The following is a 21597-nucleotide window of genomic DNA, read 5'->3' as shown; positions in this document are numbered from 1 at the left end:
CTCTTGTCGGGAACCGCCGTTTGGCGGAAAAATTCGGACCGTCGGCTTCGTCCCACAACACGCCGTTCTAGCGCCTTTTCGCGAATCCCGAGAGCCGGCCGGCCGCATCGCTCCCGCATATATGTTCAATCTGGATCGCGGAAAGTGTCGAGGAATGAAGTGGTCCCATGTCGACGTCAGGAGGCCCATTTCGGAGGTGCGCATGGACAAGAAATCTCCGCGCCATTTGAGCGCGACCGCCTTTCAACCATGCCCTAATGACGGCGGTGCGGGAACAACAACGCTCGCAATCAAGCCCGGCGCCGCATTTCCCAGGACCAGTTCGCCGCTATGCAGGCGTGCAATCGCGTCGACCAGGGCAAGCCCGAGGCCTGATCTTGAGGTGCTTCGGGCGGTATCAAGGCGCACAAATCTGCGCTTGATCCGCTCATATTGATGCGAGGCGACACCCGGCCCGTCATCGCGGACACCGATCTTGACGTTCTTGTCGTCGCGAATGCCGTAGAGTTCGATGCGGCTGCCGCCCGTGGCATAATGGATCGCATTGTCGAGCAAATTCGAGAGGGCCTGCCTCAGAAGGTTCTTGTGCGCCGGAACGGAAAGACCCGGCGCAGCGGCGATCACGATGGAAAATCCATTCTCCGCTGCAACCGGTTCATACATTTCGGCAATATCACGCAACAGCGCCTCGATATCGGTCGCTTCCTTTGAATCGACACCAATGCCTGCCTCGGTCCGGGTGATCTGCAGCATCATCGCAAGGGTCTTGAGCACCAGCGCCAGATCATGCTCGACGGCGTCAAGCAATGGGGAGCCGGTTGCAAGCGGCGTACCCTGAAGCTCCTCGATGCGATGTCGAATCCGCGTCAATGGCGAGCGAAGATCATGAGCCAGGCTTTCAGTCACCAGCCGGAGTTCCGAGACAAGCTCATTGATCCGATCGAGCATCGAGTTCATGCCCGCGGCAAGCTCGTCGAACGCGTCATCGCTCGCATCTCGCGGCACGCGCCGGGATAGATCGCCTTGCTCGACCCCCGAGGCGGTCGCAGTGACCGATCGTAGCCGGGTGCTGATCTGGCGCGCGATCAGAAGGGCTGCAACAAAAGCGAGCGGGATCGCGAGCAGGAGCGCGACGATGCTCGCCTGTGTAAAGCCAGAAATCAGACGAAAGTCGTCCTCAACCACCGATCCTACGAGCAGCTCTTCCCCGGAAGGAAATTTCGCGATCGTGATAAGGGCCCGCTCGGGCGTCGCGCTACCAATGCGGCGGGTGACGATCCGATATAATCCGGTCCTCGCCGTGGGGATTGTCGGACGATCGACGATGTTGCCCGCGATCACCTGGCCACCGGGCACGCGCAGCTGGATGACCTCGTCAGCCGTGAACTCACCGATGGCGGCGTTGATTGTGCGGGCGAGCTGTTGGATGCCCTGCAGGCGCTGCAACGCGGACAGGTCTCGCAGTCGATGCGATACAGCGTCGCGTTGCATTGCCTGTAGCTGTTCGCGATTTTGCCATTGTACGAAGCTGAGCAGCAACCCGGCGGCCACCAGCTGGAGCAAGGCGACGGTGACGATGATTTGCCATGTAAACGACTGCAGCCGGCCGAATGGCACACGCATCAGCGTTCCGTTCCAAGCTTGTAACCAGCTCCTCTTATCGTGTGAAGCAAGGGCATGTCCCCATCGTTCTCGAGCTTCTTGCGCAGGCGGCTGATCTGGGCTTCGACGACATTCGTGCCCGGGTCGAATTCACAGTCCCAAACCTGCTTCAGCAGCATGGCGCGGGTTATCACCTGGTCGCGGTGACGTAGAAAATATTCAAGCACCCGAAACTCGCGTGGCTGGAGCTCGATATCGCGGCTTCCACGGCGTACCTTATGATAGGTCAAATCCATCTCGAGGTCGCCGCAGGTCAGTCGCGCTTGTTCGAGCCGCGAAAGCGAACGGCGATCGACCATGAGGTGAAGCCGCGCGATGAGTTCGGCCATCGCGAATGGCTTGATGAGATAATCTTCCGCGCCGGAGGTGAGGCCGGTGACACGATCCTCGATCTTGTCGAGGGCTGAGAGGATCAGCACCGGCGTGTCGATATTCACCGCCCTGAGGGCAGCCATCACCGCCATGCCATCAAGGCTCGGCAGCATGCGGTCGAGAATGATGGCGTCGAACCTGCCTGCGCTCGCCTGATAAAGGGCGTCACGGCCATCGGCGGTGCTGTCCACCCTGAAGCCTTCGGCGGTCAGCGCCTGAACAATATGCTTTCGCGTCGTCTGATCGTCTTCAACGACGAGAATATATTTCGGCAACGCGATTAACTCCCACTAATTCAAAGGATTGAGGTGAGACGTTCTGGAACGTTACACCTGAATGACGCGAAAATAACCCGCCGAATGAACAAGCGGCAATGGTGCGATTTTTCGGTGCGGGGCCGGGGGCTGGCTGCCGACCCGCGGGCCGAAATCCCGTTTTAAGAGCAGGTTCCGTGATCTCATCGCCCATCCGACCGCGATTCATCGGCGCGATTCGGTCTGGATGGCCGATCGCTCCAAAATGGCTTAAATTTGTGAATTTTCTGCATTGCCGGATGGTAACGTTCGTGCAATTTTCAGTTCATCATACAGGGGTTGCGGCCTTTTATTCCTGAGAGGCCAAAGTATCGGATCTACAATGGCGTCGACGGGGGAAGGGCGCGAGACCAGCGCGTCTGGAGATAGCGGCCTTGCCGCGCTGGTGATCATGCTCGGCTTTCTCCAGCGCTCCGCGGATGCGGACCAGCTGCGTCATCAGCTTGGACACGGCGATCCATCGAGCATCGACGACCTCGCAAGGCTAGCGAAGCGCGACGGCGTGCGTGCAAGGATTACGCTGCTAGAATGGGCCGCATTGTCCCGGGCGCCGCTTCCGGCGATCGCCGAGACACCGGATGGATTTCTCCTCGTCGGCAAGATCGAAGGCGATCGGGTGCTGGTGCAGGATCCGGTATCGGGCAAGGTCGGTGAACAGGACAGTGCGGCCTTTCTTGGCGAGGTTACCGGCCGCTATCTGCTGCTGACCACGCGCGAGAGCATCGCCGGGGTCCGCCGAAAGTTCGATGTCAGCTGGTTCATTCCAGCGCTCGTCCGCTACCGCCGATTGCTCGGCGAGGTGCTGCTCGCGTCGCTTTTCATCCAGATCCTCGGCCTGATCTCCCCGATCTTCTTCCAGGTCGTGATCGACAAGGTGCTGGTTCACAAATCGCTGACCACGCTCGAGGTGCTGGCGATCGGCATGGTCGGCATGTTCACGTTCGAGACCCTGCTGTCGGGCCTCCGTCAATATCTGTTCGCGCATACCACCAGCCGGGTCGACGTCGAGCTCGGCGCAAGCCTCTTCAGGCATCTGCAGAGCCTGCCGATGAGCTATTTCGGCAGCCGTCGGGTTGGCGATACCGTGGCGCGCGTGCGCGAGCTGGAGACGATCCGGACCTTCCTGACCTCGAACGCGGTGACGCTGGTCCTCGACCTCCTGTTCACCGTGATCTTCCTTGCGGTGATGTATCTCTATTCGCCGAAGCTGCTGTTGATCGTGCTGATCAGCATCCCGCTGTACATCGGCATTTCGCTCGCGGTGCTGCCTGGCCTCAGGCGGCGGATCGACGAGAAATTCAAGCGTCATGCTGAGAACCAGTCGTTCCTCGTCGAGAGCGTGACCGCGATCGAGACGCTCAAATCCATGGCGATCGAGCCGCAGATGCAGAACCGGTGGGAGCGACAGCTCGCCGGCTATGTGGGATCGGGCTTTGACGCGGCGATGCTCGGCAATTGGGGCAGCCAGGCGATCCAGCTGGTCTCGAAGCTGACGACGGTCGCGATCCTGTTCTTCGGCGCGCGTGCGGTCATCGCCGGCGATCTGACGGTCGGGATGCTGGTCGCGTTCAATATGCTGGCGGGGCGCGTGTCCCAGCCGGTGTTGCGCATCGCCCAACTCGCACAGGATTTTCAGCAGGCGCGTCTCGCGGTCGATCGGCTCGGCGACATCCTCAACGCGCCGCCTGAGCCCGCGGCGCCGTCGCGTTCGGCGCTTCCCGCGATCAAGGGGCGGATCCGGCTCGACAAGGTGCGGTTCCGCTATCGCGCCAACGGGCCGGAGGTTTTGCGCGGGATCGACCTCGACATCGCACCGGGCGAGATGATCGGCATTGTCGGTCCGTCGGGATCGGGCAAATCCACGCTGACCAAGCTCATTCAGCGGCTGCACGTCCCAGAGCAAGGCCGAGTGCTGGTCGATGGAGTCGATCTCGCGCTGGTCGATCCGGCGTGGCTGCGGCGACAGGTCGGGGTGGTGTTGCAGGAGAACATTCTGTTCAACCGCACGGTGCGCGAGAATATCGCGCTCGCCGACCCGAGCCGGCCGATGGAGCGCGTCATGGCGGCGGCAACGCTCGCCGGCGCGCACGATTTTATCCTCGAACTGCCCGAAGGCTATGACACGCGGATCGACGAGCGCGGCGCGAACCTGTCGGGCGGGCAACGACAGCGTATCGCGATCGCGCGCGCGCTGATCGGCGACCCGCGCGTCCTGATCCTCGACGAGGCGACGTCGGCGCTCGACGCGGAGAGCGAGGAAATTGTCCAGCGTAACCTCAGGCGGATCGCCGAAGGCCGGACCGTGATCATCATTGCCCACCGCCTGTCGGCGGTGCGGCAATGCCACCGCATCGTTTCGGTCGAGGCGGGCGAGATCACCGAGGCGGGAACCCACGCGGAACTGCTGCGCCAGGGGGGCCGCTACGCGCAAATGTACAACAGGCAGATGGGCCTCGCCGAACTGGAGGTCGCCTGAGCCATGGCCAGCCACGCGGATGGAATCGAAGGCGGGTGGGCAAGGCACTGGCGCGTACTGCGCGACAGCTGGGCGCTCGAAACCGAGCGGCTGAAATCGCGCAAGGCATGGTCGGAGACCGATTTCCTGCCCGCGGCGCTGGAGGTCGTTGAGACCCCGCCCAATCCGCTCGGGCGCATTATCCTGTGGTCGCTGATTGTTTTTCTCGCGCTTGCACTTGTCTGGTCGATCGTCGCGAAGATCGATGTCGTGGCGGTCGCGCCGGGCAAGGTGATCGCGGCGGGACGCAACAAGCTCGTCCAGTCTGCCGATGGTGGGGTGGTGCGCTCGATCCTCGTCCACGACGGCCAGACGGTGCGGCGCGGTCAGCCGCTGGTCACGCTGGATCCGACCGCGACCGGCGCGGAGCGCGAGCAGGCGCTCGCCAAATTGCAGACCGCGGGGCTGGATGCCGCACGGTCGCGCGCAATCCTCAATGCATTGCACGGCGGCGCGGCGAACTTCGTGCCACCAGAAGGCGTGTCTGGCGACATCGTCGCCGTACAGCGCCAGCTGATCGATAGCCGGCTGGCTGAACTCCGCGCCAAGGCGCAGACGCTCCAGGAACAGGCGGGGGAGGCGGAGGCTTCGCGTGCCGCGTCGGGCGCCGAAATCGCGCGGCTGCGCGACACCCTACCATTTCTCACCGAGCGGGCGAACAAACGCCGTGTGCTGACCGACAAGGGCTATGCGTCGCGCCTCGGCCAGCTCGAGCTCGATCAACAGCGCGTCGACCATGAACGCCGGATCGGGGTCGAGGTGCAGAACCAGCGCAAGGCCGCGGCAAGCCTCGCCGGGGTGCGCCAGCAGCTGGCCGAGGTGCGCTCGCAGGCGATCCGCGAAACGCTGGCCGACCTCGCCAAGGCGGACGCGGAGGTGCGGGTCGCACGTGAGGAACTGGTCAAGGCGACTCAGCGGACAGGCTTGCAGATCGTCCGGGCGCCGGTTGACGGGACGGTGCAGCAAATCGCGGTGACAAGCGAGGGCTCGGTGCTGAAGCCCGCCGATCCGATCCTGGTGGTGGTGCCGAGCAACGCTCAGCTTATCGTGGAGGCGCAGGTGCTCAATCGCGACATCGGGTTCGTGCGTGCGGGGCAGCCCGTGACGGTGAAGCTCGAGGCGTTTCCGTTCACGCGCTACGGGACGCTGGAAGGCAAACTCATGTGGGTCAGCCGCGATGCTATCCAGGATGAGAAGCTGGGGCCTGTCTATCAGGCGCGGGTAGCGATCCTCGACAATCATCCGACCGGTGGCGGCGCGCCGCTGGATGTTTCGCCTGGGCTTCAGGCCAGCGCCGAAATCAGGACATCGGAGCGGCGAGTGATCGACTTTTTGTTGAGCCCGATCGAGCGGCGGGTGAATGAGGCGGGGAGAGAAAGGTGACGCGAATAAAATCGACACAGATCAGTCGCCGGAGCTTAGCTCGTGTTGGACTGGCGATCTCGGCGCTCTCCGTCCTCGTTGGCTGCAAGGCATCCGCCACCGATGCTTTGGGTTATCACATTGAAATGATGTATTTGGCGGGTGGCAAGGTTGGGTCGGCCTGGGTTGAATATCGCTGCATGGATCTTGGGCCTCAACCGTTTGGCGTTGCCAATAGGGCCCTTGACGAGAAAACCGTTCGGACTGGCGGTAGTGGCCCGCTCGGTCTAACCCTTTCTTGGGACTGGCTCTATCGCGGCGCCCCATGCCCACCCACCTATGCCAAGCGGTCAGCAAATCAGCTGGAGGCTGATCCGCCCGTAATAGTGTTAGAAGATCACGGTCGTCGGGCTACTTGGTTTGTTCGCAGCGTTTCAGTAAAAGTCCCAAAGTCGCTCAGCAACAACTATACCATCACTAAATTCAGCGTTCAACGCCTGGCAGATCAAAAGGAAGGGCGACCAGACGGACCGGCCGACTATCGCGCGTTGCCTGTCTTTGCACCATTTGTCGAACTAGTTTTCCTACCCGAATCCAACACAGGCATGCCGGCTACACGCTCACACCCACTCTGGAAATGGCTTTCAGGCCAATCAAGTAGAGTAATAGCAATATGCGATATCGCGCATTTCCGCGACATCATGATCGGTTTGCAGAGAAAAGGAATCGGCATCGACTGCGGTCAGCATTTCCAGAGCAGCGAAAAGGCGGCGGCAGTGCAGCTCGTGCCACGCTTTCTTGACTATAGCGGAAACCGCGTGTGGCAAATATCCGGCGACGGAGGAGGTGCGGCGGAGGCAACGGCGGCGATATCGATCAATCATCCAGATTGCTCCACACGCGGCGCAGATACCATGATTTGGACGAAGTGCATTGGGAAGTTAAAGATCGACGATAAGAACGTCATCGATATTTCAGAGAACGGGCCGCCGATTCTCGTTTGGCGTCAATCAGACGGACTACTTTTCCTGGTCAGCGGGAAATCAAAAAGAATATTTGAGGAAGCGATGGGGGAGCGTAAATGACCCAGCCGATTAAAGCTGAAACCGTTCGGGATCTCGCGTCGCGAACTGCTGACCTCTCGGCAATGAATTTGCCTGCTGATAAAATATCGCTCAATATTGAGGGCGTTCAAAATATTTCATCAATATCTACATTCTCAAATATTTATTCGACGGCGATGAACTCGGTCCGGTCGGAATTCAATCTAACGGCAAGTCAAGAGCTTGGCGGTGCATTCAGGTCGAGCGTTATTGCAGTTCGCAGCGCAAATGACAGTCATCAATATTTAATTTCGATCGGGTCTGGAGATTTTTTAACGCCGATTTCGCGCGGGAGTAATGGAGCGCTGTCAAGAGATTATGCGGCGACCCTTACGTACGTCGATTCCATTCGGAAGCAGATCCTCGCCGTGGACCCCACGGCTCGAGTCGATCTTGTTGGCGCTTACAATGGCGGACTACTTGCAAAGGCTTACTCGACGCTCACTGGCGCAAACTCGATTTCATTCAATGCACCGTTGTTAGAATCGACACTTCTTGGACCGGTTGACCAGTTTGCTAAAGAGTCATTGGGATATTCCTATGGGGCGCTGTATCAAAGTGACAAAAATCTAAGAATAAATTTCACATCGTTCGAGCTAAAATCAGATCCTCCATATGAGAATTCGATCAGGGCACATATAGACGGATTATCGCAGGGCTTCGACGAGACTCTGGCCCCGGTATTGAATGTTTTAAACACGCTGTCTGATTTTGTCGGGTATGGAAAAGGCGCATACGGAATATTTAATGCGATAAAATCATCAAATTTCAGGGAGGGAATAGGTGTCGCCGTCGATCAGTCATATGACTTATCAAAGAAATACGGAAGCGAATTTTCAAAGAATCACAATGGAATAGAATTTTCGACAGACCCGTTTGGACTCGGGCTAGATACCTTGAAAAGGCTTGGTACGGGGAGCCAGGCCGATATAGCCAACTTCGAATTCGATGGAGCGCTAATTCATTTTGGAGCAGAATCGCCTGTTCCAACTCCGCGCATGACAATTGAGGGGGTTCTAAACTCGTATCAATTCGTGCAGTACGAGTTTTCACGCACGATACGTGATTCTATTAAAGACAATCCGCTGATAGTAGACGAAATATTGCGAGATCTTGGATTCTCTTCGCCATTCAGCGATCCAACATTTAAGACATTTATATATTCTGATTCTCTGTATGGAAAGTTTAGGCAAGAAATTCTTGATAGCAATGTTTCATCTGAGATCTTCTCCTCTTGGAACATAAAGGGTCACGTTTCTGTCATAAACGGATATCTACATTCTATCACCGATGCGCTTTTGAGATCTGGGGCAACGCCGACCGAGGCGGATGTTGCCCTATTTTATTATCGCATGGGACTGCTTTTTGGCCCGGGCGGCGCCATGGAAGGGCAGTTTGATTCGATTGGTGCGGTTCAGGCGCGTAACTTTCTTGTCGACGGTACGGTGACAGAAGCGCTTGAGGCGCAACCTGCATTAGCTAGGCATTTTGTCCCAACCTGTTTTCCGGCTGGAACCCAGATTGCGCTGCCGGATGGCTCGACTCGATCGATTGAGAGTCTGAAAGTCGGCGACGAGGTGCTCTGCTTTCCCGTGGCGGAAGCTGCCTCTGGAACTCTCGTTGCAGGGCGAGTCAGTGGCTTTCGGCAGCTTACAGCTGGCGGAATGATTCGAACAAATTTGTTCAACGCCACCCCCGACCACGAGTTCGCTTTGGCGGATGGAACTTTCCGCGCGGCTGGAGACCTTCATGCCGGAGACTTGCTGGCGACTGCTGAGGGGGTCGCGGCTGTGGAATGGACCGATTTCATTCCCGGAGCCGTTGACGTTTACAGTATCGCGGTTGAGCCTCACCCGACTTACATTGCCGATGGAAACCGCGTTCACAACGAGGCCCTGTGCAATCCCGAGCAGACGCACGTTCAGCTCGCGCCTAACCGCACAGCTATTCTCCAGCAGAATCAGGACGGCAGCTTCACGGTGTCGATCGTCACCGAGCAGGGGCGGGAAATTGAGCGCTACGACGTCACTTCTGACGCAGCGATCAAGCGAGTATGGTCCGAATATACCGATTTTACTGGGATCGAGGAGCCAGACAGTAACGGTATTCGTCGAAGCCGTCTTCCTGGGGGAGCGCAGGCGGTCGTATTGAACGGCGAGTTGGCAAGGGCTAAGCGGATCGATACCGCTGGTGCGTTGGGGGCGTCCTTCGGGTCGACACTCGGAAATATTCTTGGGCAAAGCGCTGTCGGAAAAATTGCGCTTAGCGGTACTTTGGCAACGTTGCTCGAAAATACCTTTGAGGTGATTACAAATGGAGGAGGGTGGACGCTTCCGCTCACCAACCACGAAGTTTTGGCGAATATTGATACTGAGTTCGCGGGTAACTTGATTGGTGCGGCATCATCTTACCTGATAGCTTCACTTGTAAATGAAATTGGGCTCGACGGAATTCCGGGGCAGGTGCTCCAGACGGGGCTGAACAGCGTAATATCGACCGTGGCGCAAAATCTTCTACAAGGGGCGGCGAACCCATTTGCGGGAGTTGGCGCGGGACTCGCGAATGCGGGGGCTTCGTTCCTTGGAACCAAACTTGCGAGTGAACTCGTTCACTTCGATACGGTCGGGGGTCAAATCGGCAGCTCTCTTGGAAGTTCAGCGGGTTCTATTCTCGCAGTCGCTTCCGTTGTGGGAACGGGCGCTGAAGCAAGTCTGCTGGGCGTTAAGCTTGGAGCATGGGCGGGTCCGGTAGGTGCGCTCGCGGGAGCATTCGTAGGATTTATCGTCGGAGGGTTGATCGGTTCGGTTTTTGGCGGGACTCCGCGATCTGGTGCGGACGTTCTTTGGGATCCTGAATCGGGGTCGTTCGAAGTAGCGAATTCGTATAGTCGGAAGGGCGGATCGCGGGATGCAGCGATAAGTGTTGCCAGCTCGGTTGCCGCAACGCTCAACTCGGTGCTGTCTATGACGGGAGGGATCCTGTCCAATCCGGATAAAGTGCAATCTGGAAACTACGGAACTCGAAAATCAGATTTTGTCTACCGGCCTTACTCGACCACGGACGAGGCGGCTATTACCAAGCGATATACTGGTAAGAGCGCGGCCGAAAAACTCATCAATTTTGGCACATATACCGCGCTGACCGACTCAGATTTTCAGTTGATGGGCGGCAGTGTAATTCTAAAGAGAGCATTCTACAACGGAATCAAACTTCCAGGAGTAGATCCTGAAAATTTTGATGCTAATATTGTACTCGGGAATCTTGCCGCTGGCGCACGCTACGAGCAATTTCTAGCCGCATCCTCGTCGGTTCTCTCTCTTATCGCTTCCGATCCGACGACAAAGTTCGCTGCAGAGTGGGCGATTGTATTCGCGCGAGCAAATGAGCTTGGTTTGAATCGTCGCGCCGAGTCGGACTGGTTTGGCGGCTTCGGCTATTTTCTTGAGCAATGGGGAATCACCGCGGCCGGTATGTCGGTCGATTTCGGGGTCGAGGCATCTAGCAGCTTACCGTACAGACGCGTCCGAGGCGCTGGGCGTGAGTACCAGGATACGATCGATGTAACTGGCCAGACAAAGATTGTTGGTTCCGCGAACGGTGACTTTATTGACCTCCGGGGCAACATGGTTCTGGGGCAACAAGGGTCGCGCAATGCCGGGCTTGTCGTTAATGGCGCCGCACATAGCACCTCAGATTTGGCGATCCAAATTGCGGCACTCGTTGAGGCGGGTGACGGCGCGGACCTCGTCTACGCTTCAGATCGGGGTGATAATGTCCTCGGTGGAGCGGGCAACGACACGCTGGTTGGCGGCAGGCTTGACGACTGGCTGCTGGGCGGCGAGGGCGACGATAAGCTTTATGCGGGCAGCGTCGCCGATGGCTCTGTTTCGACCACAGCTGCGCTGAGCGTTAACGGTGGTAACGGCAACTATCTCGACGGCGGGGCTGGGAATGACAAGCTTTACGGCTCGATCGGGTCCGACTGGCTGACAGGTGGCGATGGCGTCGACGAGCTCTATGGCGGAGCCGGCGGCGACATCCTGAATGCCGGCACGGGTAATGAGACGATCATTCGTGGTGGCGCTGGCTCGGATCAATATGTCTTCAACCGCGGCGACGGGCAGGATATCTATTTCGACGCCGACGACCCCAATGCGACCCCCGGCGTCACCGGGGACAGCATCGGCCAAGCGGTGCGCGACCGGACCAGCGGCGTGCTCCAGAAGAACTGGTCGGGCGGCGGCGAGTTTCTGGTCGACGGGTCGACCAAGGGCGGCGAGGACGCGATCAGCTTTGGTGCCGGGATCACGGTGAAGGACCTGGTGCTGGTGCGCTCGGGCTATGTCGGGGCGCCGGGCAACGACATGATCATCCGCATCCTGCGACCCGACGGGACCTGGCAGATTGGCGACGATCAGATCACCGTCAAGGATTGGTTCGAAGGGACCCGGCGGATCGAATGGCTGCGCTTTGCCAACGGCGACGAGATCCACGTCGGGAACTTCATGAGTTTCCAGGCGGGAACGAGCGGCAACGACGTGCTGATCGGAACCGCGGGCAATGATTTCCTGTACGGCGCCGACGGGGATGATCAGATCTTTGGGCTCAACGGCGACGATTTCGGATCCGGCGGAGCCGGCAACGATCTGATTGCGGGTAACGACGACAATGATGGCGTCTTCGGCGGCCAGGGCAACGATCTTGTGCTCGGCGGCAATGGCAATGATTTCGTTTCCGGCGATGATGGGTTCGATACGGTTCTTGGAGGGGCAGGTAATGACATTCTTTCCGGGGGGCGCGGCTCGGATGAAGTCATCGGTGGCGCTGGTGATGATATTTTCAAATATGATCGAGGCGACGGGCAAGATACATTTATCGATGATCTATCTGGGACATGGGAAACCGTGTGGCAGGATGGTGGTTATGTAAACGGTTATGTATTTGACCAGACGACCGGACAAGTCACCAAGAACGGTACCGTTTATTACAACGGTATCATTTGGAACGGAAATTATGATTATACCGAGGCGGGTGGTGCTCGTAAGCTGGTGCGGTGGGTACCGGCGACCACCGGCAGTCTCTACAAGAATTCGGGAAATGATACGATCGAATTTGGTGTAGGTATCGATATTCAGGACCTCGTTTTCGTGCGTAACGGTAACGATCTCCAGATCGCCGTAACTCCTTCCGGGTCGAATATTGATCGATTCGGCGAAGTTGCGGACCGAATTACGATCAAGGATTGGTATGTCGGTGCGGGCCCGCCGATCGAGAATTTCTCGTTCGTCAATGTCGGGACTGTCACACTCGTTGGTCGGCGGATCGGAACCGGTTACGACAACAATGACACGATCTTGGTCAATACGGTCGTGTCCGGTAGCACGCTCGGAAATTGGGCAACCGGGGGCGCGGGCGACGATACGATTACCGGCAGCGTCAACGGTGATATCCTGGCCGGTAACAGCGGTGCGGACAAAATCGACGGTGCGGCTGGCGAGGATATTCTATACGGTGGCGATGGCGATGACACGCTGATCGGCGGGGCAGGCGCGGACAAGCTGTTTGGAGGCTCGGGGTCCGACACCGCAAACTACACGACGGCGACTGCCGGCGTGACCGTCTTCCTCAATGCGGCACAAGGGACGAATACCGGCGACGCGGCCGGCGACACCTTCGAGTCGATCGAGAATCTGACCGGCTCCAATTACAATGATGCGCTTTACGGCGACGCCGGCGACAATGTGCTCGATGGGGCAAACGGTACGGACTCGCTCTATGGCGGTGCCGGCAACGATATCTACGTGTTCGAGCCTGGCACGGGCAACAAGGTAATCGTCGATCGCGTAATGAACGGCACCAGTGTACTGGCCGGTTCCGGCGGCGATGATCTGATCGAGATTGGCGGTACGCTCAGTCTCTCCAACCTCACTTTCTCGAGGGTATCGAACGATCTCGTCATTGCAAACAGCGCGCAGACTCTCACGGTCAAGGATTTCTACCTGACCTCGGATGCGATGGTCGAGAGTATCCAGCTTGCCGATGGCCTGACCGTTTCGCTGACGTCGATGGTGATTGGAGCGGCAGGAACCACCATCGGGTCGGCCAACGACGACTTCCTTATCGGCACGACGTCGGCGGATACGCTCGATGGGGGTGCCGGCAATGACGTTCTGTCGGGGTACAATGGCAATGATATCCTGCTGGGCGGCGACGGGGACGATGTCCTCGAGGGAGGTGTTGGTGCCGATCAGTTCAACGGTGGATCGGATTCCCAGACCGCGGGCCTCGTTACGTCGACCGGCTTGCGTGGCGACACGATCCGTTATGTCGGCTCATCCGCTGCTGTATCGATCAACCTCGCGACCCGAACAGCGAGTGGCGGCGATGCAGCCGGCGACGTGATTGTCGCCGATGCCAACGGCGTCTCGACGATCGAGAATGTCACCGGGTCGAAACTGGCCGACACGCTCACGGGAGACGCGCGCGCCAACGTACTCGTTGGCCTTGATGGCGACGACACGCTTGATGGCGCAGGCGGCGATGACGTCATCCTCGGCGGCGCGGGTGTCGATGTCATCCGCGGTGGCGATGGCGACGACAATATCGACGCTGGCGTAGGCGATGACGTTGATGTGCACGGCGGCGCGGGGCGAGACTTTATCGCGGGTGGTGAAGGCAATGATACGCTCTATGGCGACGATGGCGACGATACGCTGAACGGTGGAGCTGGCGCCGACACCTTATGGGGTGGGCTGGGGGACGATGTGCTTTCCGGCGATGATTCCGACGACGTTCTTTACGGAGAAGCCGGCGCCGATAGATTGGTTGGCGGCCGCGGCAGTGACTGGCTTCTGGGCGGAGATGGGGACGATATTCTGTCGGGAGGGACAGGCGATGATACCCTCGAAGGCGGTGCTGGTGCGGATACCTATGTATTCGATGAAGACAGCGGCTGGGATAGTATTACTGACGCTGAAGGCTCAAATCGCGTCGTATTGGATGGCATAACGGCCGACCGGGTTTGGCTGAGCCGGGTTGAGGATGGTCTCGATATCGGCATTATCGGCGCTGATACCGGAATCTGGATTCCAAATTTCTTTGCGCAGAACAGCCCGAGTCTGATCCGAGAGATCGTAGCTTCTGATGGCTCCATATTCCTTAAATATGCGGGAGGTGAGAGTTATACCGGCTCACTGATCGAAGCGATGACTAATGACGTCGATTGGAAGCCCGATACGGTTGCCGACATTCCGGCTTCAATTGCGACCTGGCGCGACACTTTGTGGTGGAAAAGCGGCAAAGCCGTTCCTTCAATCGCCGATCAAACGCTCGCGGGCGTTGAGGATGTCGCGCTGTCGGGGACACTGGCTGCGATCGATCATGACGAGAATATCACCGGCTATGGCGTGACGACCCAGGCAGGACATGGCACGATCACCGTCAACGCGACGACCGGCGCATGGGTCTATACGCCTGACGCCGATTATTTTGGGACGGACAGCTTCTCGCTGTTCGTGAAGGATGCCGACAACCAGGTCGGCACCGCCAAGTTCACCGTGAACCTTGCCGGCGTGAACGACGCACCCCGGTTCGGCGTCATTCCGACGCTCAACATCGCTGAAAACGCTGCGGCGGGGTCTCCCGTCGGCGCGCTGACCGCGGTCGATCCCGAAGGCAACAGCTTCGCTTTCTCCATTCTCGATGTGAACAGTCCTTTCGCGATCAGCGCATCGGGTGTGCTGACAGTCAGGGATGGAGCGCTGCTCGACTACGAGACCGCAGACAAGGCGACCGTCAATGTGCGGGTCGACGATGGCATGGATCATCGCGACATCACGTTCACCGTCGGTGTAGTCGACGTGAACGAAGCGCCCAATGCGCCTTTGCTTGTCGGTGGCGCGGTCACCCTCGTGTCGGAGCCCGCGTCAGGTGCACCGGCGATCGGCGGGACGGTCATCGCGACCTTCAGTCTCACCGATCCCGACCGCACGTTGCCGACGCTGCGGATCAAGAGCGCGCCGGCTGGGGTGTTCGCGATCTCCGGCAACAAGCTTACCTTCGCGCCGGGTTATGCGCCCGACTTCGAGACGCTGGCACAGGCGTCGGGCGCAGTGCTAGTCGACCGCGATGGCGACGGGCTGAAGGAGATCGAGTTCACCGCCACCTTGGAAGCGTGGGATGGCGCGCTTGCTTCGGCGCCGGTCTCGGTGACGATCGGCATCGAAGATACCAATGAGGCACCGAGCGCAATCAACTTCACCAGCCCAACGATCGACGAGCGTGATCACCCGATGCTCGGCGCGCCGTTGCCGGCGATTTCGCTGGGACTCCTCTCGACAGTCGATCCCGATCTTGCGATCGCCGGCGAAAGCTTCGTCTATTCGCTCACCGACAGCCGGTTCGAAATCGTCAACGGCAACGAGCTCCGGCTGCGCGCCGGCGCCGCGCTTGATTACGAAGCCGCGAGCGTCGAGGCGGGTACCGGCAAGCGCTATGTCGATGTCGCGATCACCGTGAAGGATCGCGGCGGCCTGGCGAACAGCATCAGCCTCACGCAGAACAAGCGTATCTACATCGCCGACCGTGACGATTATATCTATGGAACCACGGCGGGCGATACGCTGACCGGCGATACGGGTCGTGACCTGATCTACGGCGGCAACGGCAACGACACGATTTACGGGCTCGATGGCGATGACATGCTCGCCGGCGAGGCCGGGAACGATACGCTCGAGGGCGGTGCCGGCCAGGACGAGCTTTATGGGGGTGCCGGCGACGATATCCTGCGCGGCGGCGCCGGCGTCGACCGGCTCTATGGCGGCGACGACAATGACCAGCTCTACGGTGGCGCCGGCGGTGATATCGTGTACGGCGGGTTTGGCGACGATCTGCTGATCGAGACCGACGATGCGTCCGACGATACGCTCTATGGCGAAGACGGCAACGACACGATCGATGCAGGCGCCGGCAACGACACGCTTGATGGCGGTGCGGGCAACGACACCCTCTATGGAAATGCCGGCAACGACATTCTTCGTGGCGGCGAGAATGATGACGAGCTTGCCGGCGGCGATGGTGCGGACACGCTCGATGGCGGTGCCGGCGTCGACCGCGCGACCTATTACTGGAGCGCGCGTGGTGTTGTCGCGACGGCCGGGGTAACGGCAGACCTTCAGAACGGTGCGCGCAATACCGGCGCGGCGGCAGGTGATACCTATATCGGTATCGAAAATCTCTATGGCACCGCCCAGGCCGATGACCTGGCGGGTGACGCCGGCGCGAACAGCATCTGGGGCGATGGCGGCAATGATGTGATCGACGGCCGCGACGGCAATGACATGTTGTGGGGCGATGGCGGGAACGACACGCTGACCGGCGGCAATGGCACCGATCAGCTGTTCGGCGGGTCCGGCAATGACACATTGTCAGGCGGCGCGGGCGATGACCGGCTCGAGGGCGGGACCGGCGACGACCTGCTGCTCGGCGGTGCTGGCAATGACGCGTTCGTCTTTGCGCGCGGCGATGGCAATGACACGATCGACCAGACCGGGTCGCTGACCAGCGATGTCGACGTGCTCGGGTTCACCGGCACGATCACCAACAGCAACCTCTGGTTTACCTGGTCCAACACCAACGATATCCTCGTGACCGTATTGGGCGGATCGGGAACCGACGGCAGCGTCCGGCTCAAGGATTTCAAGATCAACAGCGCCAGTCAGCGCGCGAATGTGTCCTATGTGGTTGCCGGCGATACCAGGACCAAGAACCTGGCGATCGGCAATCTCGCCGGGACGATGGATCGGTTCGTCAACGAGGGCGGGGTCGTCCGTCCGACGACCCAGGCGCAGTTCGATGCCCTGTACCAGAATACGACGATCAAGATCGATGGCCTGACGTTCAAGCAGCATTGGGACAACTTCTGGTCGGCCAATGAGGCGCCGAGCCTGTTGTTCAACAATGCCGCGCAGCTGGCGGCGGGTTGGGCCGAGGATGCGCGAAGCGCGCCGGGCAGCGAGTTCAACCTCGACTTCCGCCTCTCCGACGACGTCGATGCGAACGGCACACTGGAGAAATGGGTCAAGCTCGTCACCTCCGACGGGAGCACGACCGAAGACGTTAGTGCGAACCGCCTGCTCGACAGCATCAACGTAACCTGGCCGACTAACGGGACCGCGGCGGGGACGGTCAGCGTCCGTGGCCGTGCCAATGCCAGCGGTACCGCATATCTGTGGGTGCATGCGCGTGACAGCGGCGGCCTGACTTCCAACCGCTGGCTGCCGGTGACGATCACCCCGGTCGCCGATGCGCCGACGGTCACCGGCTCGTCGCCGGGCGGAAACGCCGGCACGGCGATTCCCATCTCGATCATCCCGCAGCTGACCGACAATGACGGATCGGAAGCGATCTATCGCATCGAGGTGCGCGCGGTCCCGGTCGGGTTCACGTTCTCGAACACCGCGGGGACGGTGTCCGCGGCGAACAACCGGCAAAGCGATGGCAGCTGGTTCTTCTCGCTCGCGGATCTCAGCGGGCTCAAACTGACCCCGCCAGCGGGCTGGTCGCAGGACCTCACCGGCACCAATGCGCTTCAGGTCACCGCGATCTCGCGCGAGAGCGCCAATGGTGCGACCGCCGCCAGCACGATCCTGTCGCTGCCCGTCGTGATCAATGGCGCGCCGAGCGTGCCCGTCCTTACTCCTGCAAACATCAACGAGAATGTCGCACCTGGGACGGTGGTCGGTGTGCTCACCGCGAGCGATCCCGATCAATTGGAGACCAATCCTTTCGACTATAATGCGTCATCGATCTGGATGGGCGAGTCGCGCTGGCTCTCTGGCGTGACCGGGCCGCAAGGCGGCAGCGTGACCGTGCTCCAGACCGGTCAGTTCGACACCGAAGCCGGCGGTGGCGTCCACTCCAACAGCTTCACGATCGATCCGACGAAGGCCTATAAGTTCAGCGTCTATGTGAGGCCCGATCAGGCGGCCGATACGCGCATCTACATGGGGGTGACCTCGGAGGGCCCGGCTCTGGTCGAGAACGCGACCACGGGTGCCGATGATACCAATCCCTATTTCATGTATCCGGTCGTCAATACGCTCACGACCGGGAAGTGGTATCGCTTCGAGGGTTATGTCCTGCCGCAGGGCTCGACGCTGGTGCCTGCGGGGATGCTGGGCGGCGTCTATGACGTTGCGACGGGACAGAAGGTGCAGGACGCGACCACCTTCCGGTGGAACGATACCAGGCCCGACAATCAGGCGCTGATGCGGTTCTTCAACTATTACGGAAACGCGCAGGGGTACTCAACTAGCTGGTATCAGCCGGTCGTCGAGCAACTCCCCACCTTTACGATGAACGCGGGCTCCGGCCTGTCGGTCGATGCGGCGGGCGTGGTCCGGGTGACGTCGAGCCCGGACTATGAGGCATTGGGGCCGAATTATACCTTGCCGCTGACGGTCACCGCGACGGACGCTGGCGGCTTGCAAAGTTCGGCCAGCTTGCCGGTCACGGTCAACAATGTGAACGAAACGCCCAACACGCCGACCGGCGCCACGGCTGCTGAAACGTTCACCGAGACCGGCCTCGGCGGCCGGCCGGCAAACGCGGGCATCGTGTTCGGCAGCTATGGGCTTTCCGACCCGGACAGGACGACCCCGGCGCTCGAGTTCGTCAGCAATCCGAACGGCTGGTTCTCGATCGTGGGCAACCAGGTCAAGTTCAACGCCGGACTGAACTTCGACTTCGAATGGGCAAAGGGCGCAGGCTATGCGGTGAGCACCGGTCCCAACGGCAAGCGCCGCGCATATATGGGGCAGGTTGGCGTGCGCGCGACCGATGGGGCGCTCGCCTCGTCACCGGTCTATACCGATTTCTACGTCGAGGATGTTGACGAAGCGCCCGTCAACCTTCGCGCCGACCGGGCACTGTCGTTCCCGGAGAATACTGGGACCGGCGGTATCGCATGGATCGTGGCCGACGATCCCGAAAGCGGGCCGCTGACATACAGCATCGCCGACGGGATGGATGGCGGCGGCCAGTTCTCGGTGCGGTCCGATGGTCTGCTGATCGCCAATCGCGGCTTCGACTATGAGCAGCCCCAGGGCAAGAACTACACCGTTCGGGTCAAGGCGGTCGACGCGGCGGGCAATTTCGTCGTGCGTGATTTCCCGATCGACATCACCAACGTGAATGAGGCGCCGAGCGCGCCGGTGGTTTCGACACAGGTGCGCTGGAGCGAAACCGTTGGTGGCGCCTCTCACGCCGGTCAGACGATCGCGAGCTTCGCGATGAGCGATCCGGATGGTACGTCGACCGAGCTTCTGATCACAGGCGGCAACTCTAACGGCTGGTTCACGACCGTCGGGAATGAGCTGCGCTTCGCTGGGGCCAACTTCACCGCGGACTGGATGCGCGCAACGAACGCCGCGTTCATCTATGACGTCGATAGCGATGGCGCTCTGGAAGCGAAGGTCGCATCGCTCACCTTGCAGGCGCGCGATCCCGGGGGTCTCCTTTCCGCGCCGATCAGCTATGACGTCTACATCGAGGACACGAATGAGGCGCCGACGATCACGTCGACCCAATTCTCCGTGCCCGAGAATAGTCCGGGCGCGAACCTCACGCCGATCGGAACGATCAACTGGACCGATCCGGATCCGTCACCGCGATTCCGGGTAAGCTCAATGAGCGTCAACGATACCGCGATGTTTTCTGTGAGGCCAATTCCCAACAATCCTGGTCAGTTCCAGCTTATGTTGCAGGGGTCGGTAAACTACGAAGGAGTTCGCTACTACTATCCACAGCTGACGGCTGTTGATGGCGGCGGCCTTAGTTCATTGGTGGGCGCTACCGTATCTGTAACTGACATGAATGATGCTCCAAACCTTACATATATCACAAGCTCTGTTCAATATTCGAACAACCTTACTAGTTTTGATATAGGTGTTTCAGACGAGGATGATACATCAGGGTTCGTCGTAACCAGCCTTACGTCGACAAATCAAAGCTGGCAGTTGGATTGGTCCTCGACAAAGCCGGGAAAGATCACGATCTGGGCTACTGACTTTTATGCGCCAAGCGGAGGGTCGTCTTCTTCGGTGATATCTATAAAGATAACTGATAAAAATGGATCTGGGCTTTCTAGCAACATCTCGGTCAACTCGATCGTTTTGGGATCGTATCCACCGGATCTGTTTACAATACCGGGAGGCGTTGACCCCTTTGTTCCTCCGGTCGTTCTCGACCTGGATGGAGATGGGATAGAGTTGATGTCGCTTCAGACGTCCAGTGTCTATTTCGATATGGATGCTAATGGTTCGAAGGAAAGGACCGGATGGGTCTCCGGCGATGACGGATTCCTCGTGCTTGATCGGAACGGGGACGGGGTAGTAAACAATTCCAGCGAGTTCAATTTCTCGGCAGATTACCCAGGCGCGGCGTCCAGCCTCGAAGGCCTTCGAGCGTATGATAGCAATAATAATGGATATTTCGATCTGGGGGATGGAGAATTTGCAAAATTCAAAATCTGGCAAGATAAGAACCAGGATGGGATCAGCCAATCGGATGAACTGAGCAGTCTTGCAGAAAACAAGATCAGCGCTATCCGGCTCGAATCCGATGAAACGGGGGCGACCATCGCCGGCGCTACGGATAACGTCACCTATGGCCGCTCCAATTTCGTCAGGCCGAATGGCACCGGGGGCGATATAGGCGACGTATTCCTGGCTTATGAGGACGGCGACTCTGCCATGAGCATGAGGAGCGCGGGAGACACGGCTTTCGCCCCCTCGACCGCGAGCGGATCGAGCGAGCCGGGAGCGGGGGTGCAAGGTGAGAAGAATGCGGCCGCGTTGTCCTCACCCTCCATGTCCGACGCAACCAGCCACGCTGGAAGCTCGGCTTCGGAAACCGGCCGCGCGACGGATGGGGCTAAATTGGCATCGGTGTGGCTGCCTTCCGATGAAGCGCCTTTTGCCGATCAGTCCGGGTCGTCCTTCATCGAAGATGATCAGGACCCGCTGGCCAAGGCGATCGCGATTCTTGGCGGCAGTCGCGCCATCACGCTGAACGCCGGCGATCAGGATCTTCTGGGTGACGAGATCGGGCAGGGGAATGTCGCGTTCATCCAGGCAGGCGGGCCCGATGGCCTCAACCGGTTGCTTGTTGCGATGGCGGGATTCCACGCCGGGGAAGGGGTTGGAGCGGTCACCCAAATGCCGCTACCGGTCGTCGATGAAACCGCCCAGCTAGCGCCGGCGATCTAGGA

Annotated in this window: 6 protein-coding genes; 4 read left to right on the top strand and 2 right to left on the bottom strand. The window is 59.5% G+C overall.

Annotated features, from left to right (window positions below):
- Window positions 1–243 precede the first annotated feature (243 nt).
- Window positions 244–1623: a sensor histidine kinase gene (locus NED98_RS10635; RefSeq protein WP_265312956.1), complete on the bottom strand. Its 1380-nt coding sequence runs from the start codon at window positions 1621–1623 to the stop codon at window positions 244–246.
- Complete coding sequence (locus NED98_RS10630; RefSeq protein ID WP_265270393.1) at window positions 1623–2309, bottom strand: response regulator transcription factor; 687 nt, start codon at window positions 2307–2309, stop codon at window positions 1623–1625. The genes NED98_RS10635 and NED98_RS10630 overlap by 1 nt, the downstream gene beginning before the upstream one ends.
- A gap of 361 nt (window positions 2310–2670) precedes the next feature.
- Between NED98_RS10630 and NED98_RS10625 the strand changes: the two genes are divergently transcribed.
- Genes NED98_RS10625 through NED98_RS10610 form a run of 4 tightly spaced genes read left to right on the top strand, consistent with a single transcriptional unit; the run spans window position 2671 to window position 21595 of the window.
- Complete coding sequence (locus NED98_RS10625) at window positions 2671–4824, top strand: type I secretion system permease/ATPase (RefSeq protein WP_265312955.1); 2154 nt, start codon at window positions 2671–2673, stop codon at window positions 4822–4824.
- Between the two features lie 3 nt (window positions 4825–4827).
- The gene (locus NED98_RS10620) at window positions 4828–6246 is read left to right on the top strand and encodes an HlyD family type I secretion periplasmic adaptor subunit (protein ID WP_265312954.1); all 1419 of its coding nucleotides are present in this window, start codon (window positions 4828–4830) and stop codon (window positions 6244–6246) included.
- Window positions 6243–7310, top strand: coding sequence for a hypothetical protein (locus tag NED98_RS10615; RefSeq protein WP_265312953.1), 1068 nt, complete (start codon window positions 6243–6245; stop codon window positions 7308–7310). The genes NED98_RS10620 and NED98_RS10615 overlap by 4 nt, the downstream gene beginning before the upstream one ends.
- A complete protein-coding gene (locus NED98_RS10610) occupies window positions 7307–21595 on the top strand; it encodes an SPM autocatalytic domain-containing protein (protein WP_265312952.1) in 14289 nt (4762 codons plus the stop codon). Before NED98_RS10615 ends, NED98_RS10610 begins: the two co-directional genes overlap by 4 nt.
- Window positions 21596–21597: the final 2 nt, after the last annotated feature.

The organism is Sphingomonas lycopersici (assembly GCF_026130605.1).
Lineage (GTDB): Bacteria > Pseudomonadota > Alphaproteobacteria > Sphingomonadales > Sphingomonadaceae > Sphingomonas > Sphingomonas lycopersici.
Note: the sequence above shows the minus strand (reverse complement) of the source record. Positions and strands in the feature narration are given on the sequence as shown.